Here is a 15,575-nt window from a genome sequence, read left to right as displayed (position 1 = left end):
TTCTAGGGTCCTAATCTTTATGCGTTACAATACTTCTCCATTCGATTCAAGCACTTGTTTATACCAATAAAAGCTCTTTTTTCTTAGTCGCTCATTCGAGCCTTTTCCTTCACTGTCTTTATCTACATAAATAAAGCCATATCGCTTCTTCAGCTCTGCTGTAGAGGCACTGACTAAATCAATTGGACCCCAGGAGGTATAACCCATTATTTCTACACCATCACCAATTGCATTTTTCATTTCATAAATATGCTTCCGTAGGTAGTCAATTCGATAATCATCTTGAATGGTACCGTCTTCCTCCAGCTTGTCCACTGCACCAAGTCCGTTCTCAACAATGAATAATGGCTTTTGATAGCGGTCATACAGCTGGTTGCAGACTGTTCTTAATCCGACCGGATCAATTTGCCAGCCCCATTCAGATGATTCTAAATAAGGGTTTTTTAAGCCTTCAAATAAATTGCCAGATGCCTTGCCTGCTTGATGTTCGGGGTCTGTGCTAGCTACAAATGACATATAATAGCTGAATCCGATATAATCAACCGTATAATCTTGTAAAAGCTCCAAATCCCCTGTATCCATTTCAATGTTAATGCCATTATCAGCAAAATAATTCGTCATATAAGTTGGATAGTATCCTCGAGACTGAACATCTGAAAAGAACAATGTCTTTCTGTCTTGAGTTAAAGCAGCAAACATATCTTCTGGTTTTGAACTGTATGGATAAGTTATCATTGAAGCAATCATACAGCCAATCTGCGATTCCGGAATTTCCTCATGACCTGCTTTCACAGCCAGGGCACTTGCTACAAACTGATGGTGTGCCGCTTGGTAAATGTCTTGTTCATTTTTAACGCCATCCTTAAACAATAGACCGCCTCCAGTAAATGGAGCATGCAGCAGTACATTGATTTCGTTAAAAGTCATCCAATATTTAACCTTATTGCGGTACCGCTTGAAAATAGTTTTCGCAAATTTTTCATAATAGCTTACAACTTGCCGGTTTTTCCAGCCGCCATATTTTTCAACAAGGTTAAGCGGCATCTCATAGTGGGACATCGTTACAACTGGTTCTATATTATGTCTTCGCAATTCATCAATCATGTCATCATAGAATTGAAGTCCGTTTTCGTTAGGCTGCTGGTCATCTCCATTAGGAAAGATCCGCGACCATGCAATGGAAAAACGAAATGCTTTAAAGCCCATTTCCGCAAACAAAGCAATATCCTCTTTATACTTATGATAAAAATCAATACCTTCATGATATAAATTAAATTTTTCCATCGAGAAATCAGGTGGACTCATGATTCCATTAGGAGAAACATCTGCTGTCGATAAACCTTTGCCATCCTCCTGATAAGCACCCTCCAACTGATTTGCAGCAACAGCACCGCCCCACAAAAAACCTTCTGGAAATTGCACAGACCTGCTCATTTTCATCACCTCTGTTCATTATTTAAGCTTTTATTTTTGTTTCTATTAATTGTTCTCCAACTTTTGTTTGCTTTTGTTCGGTTGGTGTTATTTGTTCAAAATCTCCTTGGTTTGTCACAATCACAGGTGTAGAAACAACATAGCCTGCTTTTTTAATTTCCGTTAAGTCGAAATCAATTAACAGCTGACCTTTTTTTACTCTCGTTCCATGGCTGACATGTGCGGTAAAAAACTTGCCATTTAATTCAACCGTATCCATCCCAACATGGATTAAGATTTCTGAACCATTGTCAGAAGTGATTCCAATTGCATGGTTTGTAGGAAAAAGCGCTGTGACAGTACCATCTACTGGAGAATATACTTTACCTTCAGAAGGTTCAATTGCAACCCCTTGACCTAACGCTCCTGATGCAAATGCTTCATCTTTAAGCAAAGATAATGATAAGACTTCGCCGTTTATCGGACTATATATAACCTCATCAGCGAGCTTAACTGCTGGCGGTTCCTCTTTATTTGCCTGGTTGTTAGCCGTCGAATCTGCTGTTTCTGTTTTAGAATTGCCAAACAAATACGTTAAAATGAATGCTAAGACAAAGCCGACAATAATGGCAATAACAGCACCCCAGAAGGCAAAAGTTATGCCAGCTTTTGGATCAATATAAGTAGGAATTCCGAAGATTCCCAACCCTCCGACCATATATATTTGCGACTTGGCAAAGCCAAGAATTCCTCCGCCGACAGCCGCTGCAATACAGCTGATAATAAATGGTTTTTTTAATGGCAACGTTATTCCGTAAATGGCAGGCTCTGTAACCCCGAATATGCCGGAAATGAATGCAGGAATGCTTAATGTTTTATATTTTTGCTGTTTTGTTCTTAACCATACACCAAGCACAGCACCAATTTGTGCAAAAGATGCAGCAAACATCGTGCCGAGTATCGGATCTGCTCCGTGCACAGTCAGGTTGTTAATCGCAATCGGCACAAGCCCCCAATGCAGGCCGAAAATAACAAAAACCTGCCATAATCCGCCGACGAAAATACCGGCAATAATTGGACTGAGATTATATAGCCAAAGTGTAGCTTGTCCAATTAATACACCTGCCCAAGTGGCAATCGGTCCAATCACTAAAAACGTTATCGGCACTGCGATTAAAAGTGTAAAGAATGGAACTAAGAAGGTTTTAACAACATCTGGAATAATTTTTTTAAAAAACTTCTCCAGCTTCACTCCAAAATAAGCGGCTAGGATGATCGGTATTACAGAAGAAGCATAGCTCATTAATATAACAGGCACCCCTAAAAACGTAATAAATACTGGTGACTGAAACACAGTGCCTGAAAATAATGTAGTAATCGGTGTACCTGTCGTTAACGTTGTTAAGGTCGGATAAACAAGGGAAGCACCTATTACCATCCCAATAAAAGTTGTGCCACCAAACTTTTTGCTGGCTGTATACCCTAGGAATATCGGGAAGAAATAAAATAAGGAATCACCGAGTGCATTTAATATTTGATAAGTTCCAGATGTTGCCTCAAGCCAGCCTAATGCTAAAAATAACGCATTAAACCCCTTGATCATCCCGGTTGCTGCCAAAACACCTAATACAGGTGTAAAGATGCTGGAAATAATATCAATGAATTGATTAAATATCCCTTGCTTTTCTCCGCCTCCGTTATCTTCAGACGACGATTGTGTATTAAGCCCGCCAACCTCCACTACCGCCTTATATACGTCTGGAACGTGATTTCCGATGACCACCTGATACTGGCCACCGCTTTTCATAACAGTTACTACACCTTCCATATTTTTAATTATATCGGTCTGAGCCTTGCTTTCGTCTTTTAACTTGAAGCGCAAGCGAGTAATACAATGAACAACGCTGTTGACATTTTCTTTACCTCCAACATTTGCAATAATATCCTTTGCCAACTGTTCATATTTCATTAATTCCACCTACTTTCCTTTATTGGGTAACTCATATATTTATTGTGTTGCAAAGATAGGAAGCCTATCCTTCCCCTAAAATATTTTGGTAATGAAACAATAATTGCTCTCCAAGCAGTATTTTATATATAATGATTTATAGATAAAGGGGTACATATTAATTAACAAAGCCAAGAGGAGTAGTTAAAAATGAATCCAATTAATAATATTAAAGATGAAGTAAAGATATTTATTAATGAAAATGGGGATAAGTTTGAAAGCAAATTGCTTACGGAAGCAGTTAATGTCTCAACAAAAATTACGGATATCTTAAATAAGGGAAACATCGATTTATTAAAAAACGCCAAAAAAATGACATTTTTCGTTATGGACGAAAAAGAGGAAGAATTGGTTTCTTTTGCTAAAGTCGAAGGAATTGCTTGGGCAAAGCACTCATTAACTTTAGAGTTAAAACTGGAGTGGGTGCAGGCAATTAGAAGAACAATATGGCATTTTATCTATATTATTGATGAACAGCAGAATATAATATCAGACCGCAATAATTTTTATATCTTAGAAAAAAGCATAAATGAAAAAATGGATAAATTCTTAAACAGCTTCTTTCTTAATTACTCAAACTTTAAAGATGAAATGCTATATAGACAAAGAGAAATGGTAGAACATTTGTCTGTTCCAATCATTCCAGTTAAGCAATCTGTTTCGGTATTACCTCTTATTGGAGCAATTGATTCGTATCGAATTAGAGTGATTGAAGAAAAGGTATTAAATGATATTGCAGATTCAAGAATTCAAACACTCATCATTGACCTTTCCGGGATTGCGAGAATGGAAATGGATGTGATTGATTACTTTGAAAAGATTTTAGCTGGAATCTCCATGATGGGCTGTAAGGCAATCCTTACAGGACTTAGACCTGAACTTGTCAAAAAAATGGTTCATGCAGGCATCCGCTTCGAAAAAGATGCGGAAACACGAGGTACACTGCAAGATACATTAAAAACCTATTTGTAAAATTATTTTACCATCCCCCATTAAGGGGGATTTTGTTTTACAATGCAGTAAAAATACATGATCGCCACCCAATACTTTAGACGGATGAACTCAGATAGTGTAAAATTCTATGGACAACCTATAATTGCACCAACAGGAGGATTGAAATGTATTCAAATAATGAACTTTATCATTTTTTTGTTAAAAAAACATGGCAAATAACAGAAGACTGGTATGAAAGTCTAGATAAATCCAATAGCAGCGGAGTTTATGCTTCTAATGATCCAGAAATCATTAAAGGCGTGAAGCAACAAAACTATGAGTTCCACGAGAACTTTGCAGAAGTATTTCGTAAGGAAGAAGGAAAATTTTCAGCTGATTTTGAACAATGGATACTAAAGGTAGCGCAGGATCAGGAACATTCGCTAACACCGATTCATTTTATCATCCGCGAATTTCACAGAACGCAAAAGCAGTACCTTGATTTAATGACGGAATTTATCGAGGAACATAAAGATAATCTTGCCGTAAGCGAAATACATACAATATATCAGGTTGTTACAGAAACAATGGCTAATGTGATTGAATGGTTTACAAAAGAGTATAATCGCAACTCCGAAAAAAGACTGCATGCCCAGCAGGAGTTAATTCTTGAACTCAGCACACCTGTTATTGCCTTAAATAACCAAACAGCATTATTGCCATTAGTTGGGGAGATTGACACAGCACGTGCGAAAATCCTACTTGAGAAAACGTTAGAGCAATGCAACCGTTTAGGAGTAAACAGATTGCTTCTTGACCTTTCCGGTGTAGTCATTATTGATACAATGGTTGCACATCAAATCTTTCAACTAATCGAAGCATTATCATTAATCGGCGTTAAAACCGATCTTTCTGGCATTCGTCCTGAAGTTGCTCAAACTGCTATTCAGCTCGGTTTAAAATTCGATAATATCTCAGTCAATTCCTCTCTCGCAAATGCCATCAAGTTGGCGAATATCTAAAAAACAGACGGAGTCCGTCTGTTTTTTCTTCATCCAATATTAAGATTGTTTTTGCTTCTTTCGCGAAGAATCAGACTTTCTGTTCCCCGTTTCTTTCATTGTAGTACCTTGTCCTTGAACATTTGTAGAACCTAAACCAATTGTTGATGGATCAGCTTTTCTGTTAGACACTGTATTCACCTCCAACTATATTGTTCCGCAAATCCTGTATGTTATGAGACTTGTTTCGTAATGTACTAATTCCTAATCATCATTATTTAGCTCTTTCCTGAGAGAATTAATTGCAGCCATTACCTCATCTATATTTTCTTTATTATTCATTTCATTTCTAGCATAAAGTAAGATTGGTCTTACTGATTCAATGGAACTTCCAAAGCCCGCCATCCAATCATACCTTGGGACCATCCAAGTATGAAAATGATGTGTTGTGTCTTCATTATAAAAATAATAAACATACTCTATTCCCAAAACTTTCCTTTGAGCATGCCTAATCTTTGACAAGGTCTTTATATAATCTAACTGCTCTTGGTCCGTTAGTTCATCGAAGCATTTTATATGCCGCTTAGAAGCTAATATCATTAACCCTTTAATTGGATAAGCAACATCTTGATGTGCGTGAAAATGTTCAGTTTCATATACTGCACCACCATCTGGTTCAATTATTCCGCTTGTTAAGGCACAGCTTAAACATTCAACTTCAACAGTGGTGCCGTTAGATAAGGTTATATTCTTCATTAGAATCCCCCTATTATGATAACCTTCTATTTCACCGGATAAAGATTATTTCTAGATTCCTTCCTATAACCCCTTCTCCTTTCACTAAATTTACCAATTCAAATAAAACAACCCAAGTTAAAATTAAAATCCACACACTAAAATAAAATTATTTAATATTTAAATTGAATATATTAAACTAATTAAGTTATTTTTTTTGTTTATTTAATTTTATTGTTTATTTTATTTAATCATTAATGTATGATTGCATTATAAATAAAAAAAGGAGGGAATTATGGCTTATCCTCTTATTTCAGAGTGCCCTGTTTGTGCAAAGCAATTAAAAATTACCCGGCTACAGTGTACTCATTGTCATACCACTATCGAAAATGAATTCGAACTTTCTAATTTTGCAAATCTTAACAAAGAACAGCTCAGCTTTATCGAGACTTTCTTAAAATGCCGCGGAAATATAAAAGAGGTTGAAAAAGACCTTGGTATTTCTTATCCAACTGTCCGCGGGAAATTAGATGATATTATCTCTTCTCTTGGTTATTCTACCACTAAGAAAGCAGATAAAATTGATCGTAAAAAAGTAATCTTAATGCTGGAAAAAGGCGAAATAACTGCTGAAGAAGCAATTGAATTATTAAATGGGGAGGAATCCTAAATGAGCGAAGAAATTTCAAGAGTTTTAACAATGGTTGAAGAAGGTAAGCTGAGTAAAGACAAAGCTGCTGAATTAATTGATGCCCTGCAAGGAAAAGACAACAAGGTCAATCTACAAAAACATACCTCAGCCTCCTATTTAAACAAAATGCTAAAGATCCGTGTTACTTCGGAAAACGGGGATAATGTCAACGTTAATCTGCCAATTAAACTTATAAAAGCTGTCTTAAATGTAGGCTCTAGTATTGCGGAGAGAATTCCCCAATCCGAAAAATATGTGAAGGATATTGACATTGCACTGTTAATAGATGCAATTGATAATGAATTGGACGGACAAATTGTAGATGTTACAGCAGCAAATGGTGACAAAGTATTGGTTACAGTTGAGTAATATGATGAAGGTAAAAGTTAAAGTAAATGGGAAACGCTTTATTATTCCAGTTCCATATGCTATTTTACATCTTGTCATTAGAATTCTAACTTCAAAGAGAATTCTCGTGCTTGTGAATGGTGCAATCGAAAAATCCGGAAAAACAAAATTTCAAATCCCTTATATTAGCAGGTATGACTTAAAGCCTTTGCTAAGAGAGCTTTCCAGCCAAAGCGGTTTACTGCTGGTTGAAACAAGCCTTAAAGATGGAACAGAAGTTTCTATAAGGTTATAAAGCACAATTCCTTTATCATGGGATTGTGCTTTTTTTCTTTTTTTTACCAGTACATCTTCCAGCTCATGACTGTGCGTATTAATGCTTCTAAATAATAGTAATCTCCCCAGATACAGCACTCGTCTACCCCATTATTGTCAGGCTTAGAGTAGACTGCATGCAACAAAATACCATTGGAGTGAGCTTTTTTAGTAGTATAGCTTTCAGCTAGTGACTTAATCATTTTTATGGCTGCATTTTCATAGACTTCCTTATATTGATGGGAAACTGGCAAGTTCTTGCTTAATTCGAGTAGTCCACAAGCCATGATGGCTGCAGCAGAACTGTCACGTTCCTCCTTTCCTTCTGTAAAGACTAAGTCCCAATAGCAAATATTATCATCAGGAAGACGATTTAAAAAGTAGTTTGCCAGTTTTTCAGCAATATCAAGAAACTCTCTATCCCCTGTATGTACGTAGCTTAATGCAAAACCGTATACTCCCCATGCCTGGCCACGGGCCCAGCACGATTGATCGGTATATCCTTGCGCAGTCTTTCCATAAAGCGGTTCACCATTCTCTGTATCCATATAAAAGGTATGGTATGTTGATGCGTCTTCTCTCACAATATACTTGGCTGCTTGTTTAGCATGATTTACGGCAATATTATAATACTTCTGATTACCTGTTTCTCTGGAAGCAAAATATAATAACGGCAAATTCATATTACAATCTATAATCATCCTTCCAAGCTGTTCTGGGTCAGATAAATCGCCCCATGCTTGAATAATCTTCGCCTTTTGATGATACCGAGTAATCAGCTTATCAGCTGCTTTTATCGCTATTTCTTTTGCGGTTTCATCTTTCAGCACTTGGTAGCCCGCCACACAGGATAAAGAGTATAAAAAACCAATATCATGTGTTTCTAACTGAATATTCTTCGTTAAGCGTTCACTAAAGCTTTCAAGCTGGGTTTTTATTACATCAAGATATTTATCATTCCCTGTATATTCGTAAGCTAAATAAAGCATTCCAATCCAAAAGCTAGCAGTCCAATCATTATTATCTTCAGGAATATACATTAAATTTGTTGATGCAGCCGGTGGTACCTTCTCCGTAAATAGGTCTAGATTTTCATCGATTTTTTGCAAAACATACTGAATTTCCTCTTCAAGCCATTTTGAATCTAAAACAGCTTTGGCTTTAAATTTATCATGCTTCATTTCTTCGTGAATCGTACTCATCTCTACTTTCCCCTTTCAGATATGGACTTCATCAGATTCGTTCTAGTATTATAAACAATGATCAATTGGAAAGTTATTCCCTGACCAAGCTCTTTTTGCCGTCCATTCCATTGAAGAATTACTCCAAAATGGATCTGATTCGGCCAAACCTAATGGCAAGAAAACGGCCGCACACAAATAAACACTGCCTGTAGAAATATATCCTTCCCCAATCCCTGGTTGATGGCCGCAAAAACCAATAGTCAGCCACCCTGACTCTGTAAATGTGCCCGGAGCTTCCAGTGTCCGTTTTATAACTTGAGTCAGTGCACTTCTAACTTGTTCTGGAGCAAGTGTCTTAGGTAAATCCTTGCGAAGTGCATGGTGAGCTAAAGTTTGAAAAACACCAAAACGGTAAGCAATAGATCTTCCCACTGGCGGAAATGTTCCCTCCGGCGAAATCATGCGCTCTTGAATAACTGCATATCTTTTTGATCTTTCCATAAAGGTTTCCTTTTTTCCCAGCCAATCTGTGTACTCTTCACCAACAGTTTCTAATAAATCTACAAGCATAGGATGGATAACAAAGCTATTATAATAATCATAATGAAACTCAGGTCCATCACTGTATACACCATCTCCCAAATACCATTGATCAAATTGCTTTACAGCAAAATCAATACGCATCGGATCCCAATCCTTTTCTCCCACTTTATATAAAAAGGCTTCAATTAATGCAGAAAATAAAAGCCAGTTAGAAAAGATTGGTTTTTTTGTTCGGGTAGCTTTCATTGCAAGTATCACATTGTTTTTAACCCTACCACTTAGTTTTTTCCATAGTTCATCAGGAGCTCTAAGAAAAGCATGCGCTAAAAAAGCAGTATCAACAATCGGCTGAAAATCTGTTGAAAAATTCATATAATCAGGAGAGTGAGGATCTGTGCCTGCATCAATAGCTATGCGTGCCAGCTCACCATATTCCATACGAAGTGCTTCTTCCTCCTTATTTTCACTTTTCCTTTCCAGCCATGGAGCCATCCCAACGAGCAGTCGGGACAACGCTTCCAAATGAGTGAATTGTTGACGATTTGTACCTTCCTTCATCTCGACTGGCATTACTTTTTTTAATGATTTATTTTTTAAGTTTTGAAGCACCGGACTTGCAATTTTCAGCATGGATTGCAGCCAATACTCTCGATCGTTATCATTTGAGACGCTCACATTTTCCTCCTCCGATTTCCTTTCTTTTTATCACCAAATTCTTTACTAAATTATAACTTACGTATTATTCTAAAAGTGTTTGTTAAATAACCAAAAATGTCGCTCTATTGTTCTTGCACCTTAAATAATAAGTTTTTCAATGTTTGAATACTATATGGAGGAATTATATGAAGAATTTATTTGAACAAATAGATCTCAAACCATTTAACTGGGTTTATCGCAGGGTTTCTGAGCAGAATTTCCAAGGATATTATCACTGGCATCAAGGTTGCGAACTTTTATTTGTATATCGTGGACAAGGGCGCGTAATAGTTAACCAACAGACTTATGAGTTAAAAAAAGGAATGCTTTTCTTTTTCCAGCCATTTCAATTACATAAGGTATATGTAGAAGTATCCCCCCAATCTCCTTATGAGAGAAGTATTCTTCACTTTGATACAATGTCATTCGGAGAGAAAAACCTAAATTTTTTCCCAGGACTGAGTGCCTTGTTAAAAAAATTACAGTTTGGAGTAAACGAACTTCAAGCTTTTGATTTAGAAAATGATTATAACTATATATATGAGCTGTATGAACAATTTAATAAATCACTGCAAACAAACAACTGGGAAGAAGACAGCCAGCTTTTTTTAATGCAATTGCTCTCATGTATCCGTATAAACAGCACCGATGCTAATCCTGATTCAACCTCAAACAATAAATTACGGCCATTATTCTACTCTGAAAAGATAATGAATTGGATAGAAGCACATTATAAGGAGCCCTTTGACTTAGAACATTTATCAAATGAGCTTCATTTATCAAAATCATATATATCAAGAAGTTTCAAGCGTGAAACGGGAAGTAGTTTAACAGAGTATCTTACCATTCGGAGAATAAAAGAAGCTTGTCAATTGCTAGAAATGACAAATAAATCTATTGAATTAATTGGTGAAAGCTTAGGCTTCAAAAGTGTATCTTATTTTATCCAGTTATTCAAAAAACTCGTTGGAACGACTCCTCACCAGTATAGACTCTCCCACAGAAGGTCGCATAACTAAAAAAATTAAATACAGAGCTGGCAAATCACCGCTCTGTATTTAATAGAAATTCTCCCCACAAGGTCTCTTCCACTATAAAGTAGCCCTCGTGTGAACATCCAGCTAATATACATTTATCATTCTGATAAAACATTAAGTCTTCCGGCAATTTTGGATGGAGCCAGCTAAAAAGGGAATTGCTGTTTTCCTTCAGGAAATCCCTTGTGGCATTATTTAATTGAAAATAAGAAACATATGCGGTGGCCTCAGGAAGTTTCGTTGTTTCCCATTCTCGTTGAATTTTCCTTTCCAGCAAGTGTTCCTTTATATAAACAATCCTGGCATCAATTGCAGCATGGCTCTCTTCCTCCATCTCATTCTCAACGAAGGCAAACTTATTACAATGTCTGGTAAGCAAATCCATTAAATGGTTATACCGTTTCCCTTTTACATTTTCTGTTATTATCAGCATGTTTATTTCTCCTCAGTTACACTGCTTTTTTACGTTAGAAATCGAACAATCCTACTCTGGAAGCTTCTCTAGCCAATGTTTATTCCACTGAAAATAAAGCTCATCCCTTTTTTGTAAAAATATGTCTTTTGGATAAGGTAATGCAAGTTCCGGCATCCTATCTGGTCTAAAGTATTGAAGCTCTGCCGTTTCTTGATCATGAGGATTCAGATTGCCGCTGGTAATTTCGCACTGAAACATAAAAACGTTATATTCGACTTGATGGCCATTTGGATATTGATAACGAAATTCTTTTCCGCCAAACACTCCTACTAACTTTCTCGGCAAAACAATTAATCCGGTCTCTTCCCATACTTCACGAACCATTGCTTCGGCAGGTGCTTCTCCTGGCTCTATTGCACCAGCAGGAAGACTCCACTTTTCCCCATTCCCCTTGTTTTGTAATAAGATTTCTCCAGAATCATTCCTGATAATGGCAGCAACACTTGGCATTAATATTAGCTCGTTACCAATTTTCGAACGTATATTTTTATAGTATTCTGACATCCCCATTCACAAGCCACCATCTCTCGTAAAGTTATCTTCTAAAGTCAGCTATTACAATAACTCAATATTTATCTTGTTGTTTGTATAGTTGATGATATGGTCCTTTAATTCTGTCAGCTTTACCCACTTGATTGATATCAGGACTCTCTGACAGCTCAAGCATGAATCCATCTATTATCTTACATGAGCATGCCATAACTTGTCGCCACCTTAAGTTATTTATCCATACATAGTTTTTTTGAAATACAAGAAAATCTAATCTTCCCAATAAAAGATAGCGTCCATAATTACATAATCGTTAGAATTACTATATATAGTTGGGATTTTTGCTTGAAAGGATAAAGGCTGGTGTATTTTTTCTGTTTCTAACCGTTCATATTCAAATTCTTTTAGCGCATACTCCAATTTTCTCACAATAGTCTCGTATTTCTCACTAATATTTAACAGATGTGGACCACCAAATAAACAACCGTATGCACCGCCAATTATTTCGTTCGTATCTGTCCGCATTGTCTTATATCTAGTATCTTCCCCCATAATTGCTACAGGTGCTAAACGACAAATATCAATAATAATTCCTTCTGTCTGTAACTCTTTAATGTTGTTAATTTCCTTAACGACAGTAACATCCTCTTTTTGATAACAAAAAAATTCAATAAAGGAGGCATAGCCACTGCCAAAATGATTCCATTCTGCTTCACAAACGATATTAGGTATTCGATTTATTCGATGAAATAACCTTCGGATATGTGCCTCAATTTCTTCCTCATTTTTTGTACAATAAGGAAAGCTATCGCCAACAATCTTTCCTTGAATTAAATCTTGCAACTGTTTGTTAGAAAAATTCATAAAGAATCCCTCCCCCTTATTACCTTTTATATAAATCAAACTTCCACCTATTTAAACTAAATTATATACGTGCCATTTCTTAAAGAGGTTCCATGCCTTTTAAAAGCTCACTCTATCTTTTTATGAATCTTCCGATATGAACTTGGTGATAGGTCATTTAATTGTTTAAACATCTTACTAAAATGATATTCTTCAAAATAACCGCATAATCTTGCAATCTCTTTAATTTGATAGTCTGTATATATTAAATAACTGCACGCTCGCTCGTTACGGATATAACTAAGATACTCTTTTGGTCCCATTCCTGTGTACTTAAGGAAGAGCTTGCGAAGATAGGTTGCTGAAATGCTGTATTGCTTCGCTAACTGTTCGACTTTAATGTTATCCTGGTATCCGTTTTCCATATATTTTTTTATCTTATTAAAGGCGCTTAATGTACTTGATTCATTTATGCTCCAATCGGGCTGCTCCATGTTGTGGAGCTTATGAAGCATTACTTTTAGTTTACCTTGGGAAACTGCAGCACCATGTGCAACTCCAGGCACCCATTCTTGATGAATTTCCTCAAAGAGCATGCCTAATTCCTCTGCCTGTTTGCAATTGTACTGATTTAAAAAAGGCAGACTCAGTTTCGCAACTCTCTTAACGTCCTTCCAAACTACATCGTAGTTAAGCTCCGCACAATCAAACAGCACCATTGTCATGCGTAGCGGCGCATGTATTTCTGAACGCATCGACATCTGCAGACCAGGTCTTAAGTAAACCATCATTCCTTTCTTCACCTTATGTTCAGTATTAGTATAAAAACTCCCTTCTCCTTCATGAATCCAATATAAACTATGAACATTCACCAGATTGCGGACATCCTTCCAACCAGGATATGTAACTTTGTCGAGCGTAAAATGAATATGCAAGACGAACTGATTCAAATCATATTTTGGCATTTTCAAGTTTCTATCTCCCCTTATAATTAAGCTCGATTTTTACAAGTAGACGCCGTCTTTTTTCCATTCAGAACGAGAATTTATCATGATACTATTCATATTATCAATCCCTCACCAAGATGGCTATGCAAGTATTAAAAATTAAGGAGGAATAGCTTTGCTAAGAACCTTTCAAGAACATCATATCCGTAAGACAAGTCTTTTAGATGGACCATGGGACTTTGTGTTAGATCCTGAAAATGTCGGTCTTAAAGAAAAATGGTTTGATCGTTTTCCACAGCCTGTTAAGTCCATTTATGTTCCCTCTTGCTGGAATAACGGGTTGCATATGTACGACTATGAAGGTGTTGCATGGTTTAGAAGAACAATAAGAATAGAGGATACTAACCATGTCCGATTAGTTTTTCATGCTGTGCTCGGTGCTGCCGATGTCTATCTAGACGGCCAACATCTCGGTTATCACTTTGGTGGATATACACCGTTTGAATTCATTATCCCATCCCTTTCAGCAGGAGAGCATGAACTTATTGTTCGAACAGATAGTACTCTTGATGACCTTACCATTCCGACAAGACTTGTGGACTGGTTTCACTATGGTGGTATCATTCGATCTGTGGAGATGCAATTTTTACCAGACTTATACATTGAGAAACTTAAGATTGACTATGAATTAGAAGGAGCCGATGCCGCCGTCATTTTCCAAGTACGAATTAGCTCACTCGCTCAAACCGATATGATTACAGCATTATCACTTTATGAAGATGGCCAAAGCTTATATTCTGACCATGTAGCTGTTTGTGCAAATCAAACTGTAGACCATACAATAAAGCTGAATTGGAACGAAGTGCGGTTATGGAATGTTGGCAAGCCAGAGTTGTATACGATTCAAGCATGCCTTGAACAGGATGATAAAGTGGAACGCATTGGATTCCGAAAAATCGAAACGAAGGATCACCAGATTCTTATTAATGACTCGCCTATTTTTCTTAAAGGCGTCAATCGCCACGAAGAACATCCTGAATGGGGATTTGCTTTTCCTCCTAAGCTGATGTATAAAGATCTTCAAATCATTCAAGAAATGGGGTGCAATACTGTACGCGGATCTCATTATCCTCAAAGTTCGTATTGGCTTGATTTACTTGACGAAAACGGCATCCTGTTCTGGAGCGAAATTCCCATTTGGGGTGCTCTCTTGCCAGACGAAACCGTCAGTAATCCGTTGTTCCAGGAGCGTGCACAGACGATGATGGCTGAAATGATTACTATGCATTATCACCATCCTTCCATTATCTTTTGGTCGATTCATAATGAGATTGATACACGTACAAACAGTGCTTACAAAATGACAGAGCAACTGATACAAAAGACGAAACAACTCGACAACTCGAGACTGATTACATACGCTACCATGCATCCTCTAGAGGATATTCTTCTCCCGCTTTTTGATGTGATTGGCATTAATAAATACTTTGGCTGGTATGAAGGCAATGTAGGCGGCTTTAAAGAAATGCTGCAGCAGTTCCATAAGCGTGCAGAAGACATGGGAGCTGGTGATATACCGGTCATTATGACCGAGTTCGGAGGAGCAGGTATCTATGGTGATACTGGTTGGGAGCCGAGGCTGTTCAGTGAGGATTATCAAGCGAAAATCCTCACTGAAGCACTGACAATCTTTCGCAATGATCCTAAGATTAGCGGAACATATATATGGCAGTTTGCAGATACGCGAGCAGATTTGCAAAGCAATGGTGCCCATTTCCGAGATAGAGCTCGGAGCTTTAACAACAAAGGAATCGTTAATGAATATCGCAAGCCAAAATTATCGTTCCGAGAAGTGAAACGCATCTACCATTCTTGGTCATCTGGCAAACTTTGAATATATCAAAAAAACCACAAGTT

General features: G+C 37.1%; 18 protein-coding genes. 7 read left to right on the top strand and 11 right to left on the bottom strand.

Going from position 1 to position 15,575, the window contains the following annotated elements; translation table 11 throughout:
• Positions 1–24 precede the first annotated feature (24 nt).
• Together bglH and L8T27_RS19495 are read right to left on the bottom strand one after the other, a co-directional pair.
• On the bottom strand, positions 25–1,434 hold the full coding sequence (gene bglH, locus L8T27_RS19500) for an aryl-phospho-beta-d-glucosidase (protein ID WP_237942416.1): 1,410 nt from the start codon (positions 1,432–1,434) through the stop codon (positions 25–27).
• A 22-nt stretch (positions 1,435–1,456) separates the two neighbouring features.
• Entirely contained in the window at positions 1,457–3,382 is a 1,926-nt protein-coding gene (locus tag L8T27_RS19495; RefSeq protein ID WP_237942414.1) for a beta-glucoside-specific PTS transporter subunit IIABC, read from the bottom strand.
• A gap of 189 nt (positions 3,383–3,571) precedes the next feature.
• Between L8T27_RS19495 and L8T27_RS19490 the strand changes: the two genes are divergently transcribed.
• Both L8T27_RS19490 and L8T27_RS19485 read left to right on the top strand, forming a co-directional pair.
• The gene (locus tag L8T27_RS19490) at positions 3,572–4,393 is read left to right on the top strand and encodes an STAS domain-containing protein (RefSeq protein ID WP_233315511.1); all 822 of its coding nucleotides are present in this window, start codon (positions 3,572–3,574) and stop codon (positions 4,391–4,393) included.
• Positions 4,394–4,539: 146 nt separating this feature from the next.
• On the top strand, positions 4,540–5,376 hold the full coding sequence (locus tag L8T27_RS19485) for an STAS domain-containing protein (protein WP_237942412.1): 837 nt from the start codon (positions 4,540–4,542) through the stop codon (positions 5,374–5,376).
• Positions 5,377–5,415: 39 nt separating this feature from the next.
• On the opposite strand, the gene L8T27_RS19480 is transcribed toward L8T27_RS19485, so the two are convergent.
• Together L8T27_RS19480 and L8T27_RS19475 are read right to left on the bottom strand one after the other, a co-directional pair.
• The gene (locus L8T27_RS19480) at positions 5,416–5,547 is read right to left on the bottom strand and encodes a YuzL family protein (RefSeq protein ID WP_233315513.1); all 132 of its coding nucleotides are present in this window, start codon (positions 5,545–5,547) and stop codon (positions 5,416–5,418) included.
• A gap of 72 nt (positions 5,548–5,619) precedes the next feature.
• Positions 5,620–6,111, bottom strand: coding sequence for an HIT family protein (locus L8T27_RS19475; RefSeq protein WP_237942411.1), 492 nt, complete (start codon positions 6,109–6,111; stop codon positions 5,620–5,622).
• 274 nt (positions 6,112–6,385) lie between these two features.
• Between L8T27_RS19475 and L8T27_RS19470 the strand changes: the two genes are divergently transcribed.
• From L8T27_RS19470 to L8T27_RS19460, 3 genes are read left to right on the top strand one after another with little or no spacing between them, the layout of a single operon-like run.
• Positions 6,386–6,760: a DUF2089 domain-containing protein gene (locus tag L8T27_RS19470; RefSeq protein WP_233315515.1), complete on the top strand. Its 375-nt coding sequence runs from the start codon at positions 6,386–6,388 to the stop codon at positions 6,758–6,760.
• The gene (locus L8T27_RS19465) at positions 6,761–7,150 is read left to right on the top strand and encodes an SHOCT-like domain-containing protein (RefSeq protein WP_233315516.1); all 390 of its coding nucleotides are present in this window, start codon (positions 6,761–6,763) and stop codon (positions 7,148–7,150) included.
• Position 7,151: 1 nt separating this feature from the next.
• Positions 7,152–7,424, top strand: coding sequence for a hypothetical protein (locus tag L8T27_RS19460; protein ID WP_233315517.1), 273 nt, complete (start codon positions 7,152–7,154; stop codon positions 7,422–7,424).
• Between the two features lie 43 nt (positions 7,425–7,467).
• Here the strand turns inward: L8T27_RS19460 and L8T27_RS19455 are convergent, their stop codons facing one another.
• Together L8T27_RS19455 and L8T27_RS19450 are read right to left on the bottom strand one after the other, a co-directional pair.
• Positions 7,468–8,646: a glycoside hydrolase family 88 protein gene (locus L8T27_RS19455; protein ID WP_237942409.1), complete on the bottom strand. Its 1,179-nt coding sequence runs from the start codon at positions 8,644–8,646 to the stop codon at positions 7,468–7,470.
• A 48-nt stretch (positions 8,647–8,694) separates the two neighbouring features.
• Positions 8,695–9,846, bottom strand: coding sequence for a DUF2264 domain-containing protein (locus tag L8T27_RS19450; protein ID WP_282581455.1), 1,152 nt, complete (start codon positions 9,844–9,846; stop codon positions 8,695–8,697).
• A gap of 167 nt (positions 9,847–10,013) precedes the next feature.
• Between L8T27_RS19450 and L8T27_RS19445 the strand changes: the two genes are divergently transcribed.
• Positions 10,014–10,886 (top strand): AraC family transcriptional regulator, encoded by an 873-nt coding sequence (locus L8T27_RS19445; RefSeq protein WP_237942407.1) that lies wholly within the window; start codon positions 10,014–10,016, stop codon positions 10,884–10,886.
• Between the two features lie 25 nt (positions 10,887–10,911).
• On the opposite strand, the gene L8T27_RS19440 is transcribed toward L8T27_RS19445, so the two are convergent.
• From L8T27_RS19440 to L8T27_RS19425, 5 genes are all read right to left on the bottom strand, one after another.
• Positions 10,912–11,337 carry a stage III sporulation protein AH gene (locus L8T27_RS19440; protein ID WP_237942405.1) on the bottom strand — a complete coding sequence of 142 codons (426 nt, stop codon included), beginning with the start codon at positions 11,335–11,337 and terminating at the stop codon, positions 10,912–10,914.
• 51 nt (positions 11,338–11,388) lie between these two features.
• On the bottom strand, positions 11,389–11,889 hold the full coding sequence (locus L8T27_RS19435) for an NUDIX hydrolase (protein ID WP_237942403.1): 501 nt from the start codon (positions 11,887–11,889) through the stop codon (positions 11,389–11,391).
• 55 nt (positions 11,890–11,944) lie between these two features.
• Positions 11,945–12,079 carry a hypothetical protein gene (locus tag L8T27_RS28765; protein ID WP_282581454.1) on the bottom strand — a complete coding sequence of 45 codons (135 nt, stop codon included), beginning with the start codon at positions 12,077–12,079 and terminating at the stop codon, positions 11,945–11,947.
• A gap of 59 nt (positions 12,080–12,138) precedes the next feature.
• A complete protein-coding gene (locus tag L8T27_RS19430; protein WP_237942402.1) occupies positions 12,139–12,732 on the bottom strand; it encodes a hypothetical protein in 594 nt (197 codons plus the stop codon).
• Between the two features lie 107 nt (positions 12,733–12,839).
• Positions 12,840–13,676: an AraC family transcriptional regulator gene (locus tag L8T27_RS19425; RefSeq protein ID WP_233315662.1), complete on the bottom strand. Its 837-nt coding sequence runs from the start codon at positions 13,674–13,676 to the stop codon at positions 12,840–12,842.
• A 157-nt stretch (positions 13,677–13,833) separates the two neighbouring features.
• On the opposite strand from L8T27_RS19425, the gene L8T27_RS19420 reads away from it, so the two are divergent.
• Entirely contained in the window at positions 13,834–15,552 is a 1,719-nt protein-coding gene (locus tag L8T27_RS19420; RefSeq protein ID WP_237942400.1) for a glycoside hydrolase family 2 protein, read from the top strand.
• Positions 15,553–15,575: the final 23 nt, after the last annotated feature.

This window comes from Niallia sp. Man26, assembly GCF_022049065.2.
Lineage (GTDB): Bacteria > Bacillota > Bacilli > Bacillales > Cytobacillaceae > Niallia.
This window is presented reverse-complemented; position numbering and strand designations above follow the sequence as displayed.

Excerpts from the sequence above, each read along its gene's own strand:
- bglH (WP_237942416.1), bottom strand. The coding sequence starts at position 1,434 with ATGAGCAGGTCTGTGCAATTTCCAGAAGGTTTTTTGTGGGGCGGTGCT.
- L8T27_RS19495 (WP_237942414.1), bottom strand. The coding sequence starts at position 3,382 with ATGAAATATGAACAGTTGGCAAAGGATATTATTGCAAATGTTGGAGGT.
- L8T27_RS19490 (WP_233315511.1), top strand. The coding sequence starts at position 3,572 with ATGAATCCAATTAATAATATTAAAGATGAAGTAAAGATATTTATTAAT.
- L8T27_RS19485 (WP_237942412.1), top strand. The coding sequence starts at position 4,540 with ATGTATTCAAATAATGAACTTTATCATTTTTTTGTTAAAAAAACATGG.
- L8T27_RS19475 (WP_237942411.1), bottom strand. The coding sequence starts at position 6,111 with ATGAAGAATATAACCTTATCTAACGGCACCACTGTTGAAGTTGAATGT.
- L8T27_RS19470 (WP_233315515.1), top strand. The coding sequence starts at position 6,386 with ATGGCTTATCCTCTTATTTCAGAGTGCCCTGTTTGTGCAAAGCAATTA.
- L8T27_RS19465 (WP_233315516.1), top strand. The coding sequence starts at position 6,761 with ATGAGCGAAGAAATTTCAAGAGTTTTAACAATGGTTGAAGAAGGTAAG.
- L8T27_RS19460 (WP_233315517.1), top strand. The coding sequence starts at position 7,152 with ATGATGAAGGTAAAAGTTAAAGTAAATGGGAAACGCTTTATTATTCCA.
- L8T27_RS19455 (WP_237942409.1), bottom strand. The coding sequence starts at position 8,646 with ATGAGTACGATTCACGAAGAAATGAAGCATGATAAATTTAAAGCCAAA.
- L8T27_RS19445 (WP_237942407.1), top strand. The coding sequence starts at position 10,014 with ATGAAGAATTTATTTGAACAAATAGATCTCAAACCATTTAACTGGGTT.
- L8T27_RS19440 (WP_237942405.1), bottom strand. The coding sequence starts at position 11,337 with ATGCTGATAATAACAGAAAATGTAAAAGGGAAACGGTATAACCATTTA.
- L8T27_RS19435 (WP_237942403.1), bottom strand. The coding sequence starts at position 11,889 with ATGGGGATGTCAGAATACTATAAAAATATACGTTCGAAAATTGGTAAC.
- L8T27_RS28765 (WP_282581454.1), bottom strand. The coding sequence starts at position 12,079 with ATGGCATGCTCATGTAAGATAATAGATGGATTCATGCTTGAGCTGTCA.
- L8T27_RS19430 (WP_237942402.1), bottom strand. The coding sequence starts at position 12,732 with ATGAATTTTTCTAACAAACAGTTGCAAGATTTAATTCAAGGAAAGATT.
- L8T27_RS19425 (WP_233315662.1), bottom strand. The coding sequence starts at position 13,676 with ATGCCAAAATATGATTTGAATCAGTTCGTCTTGCATATTCATTTTACG.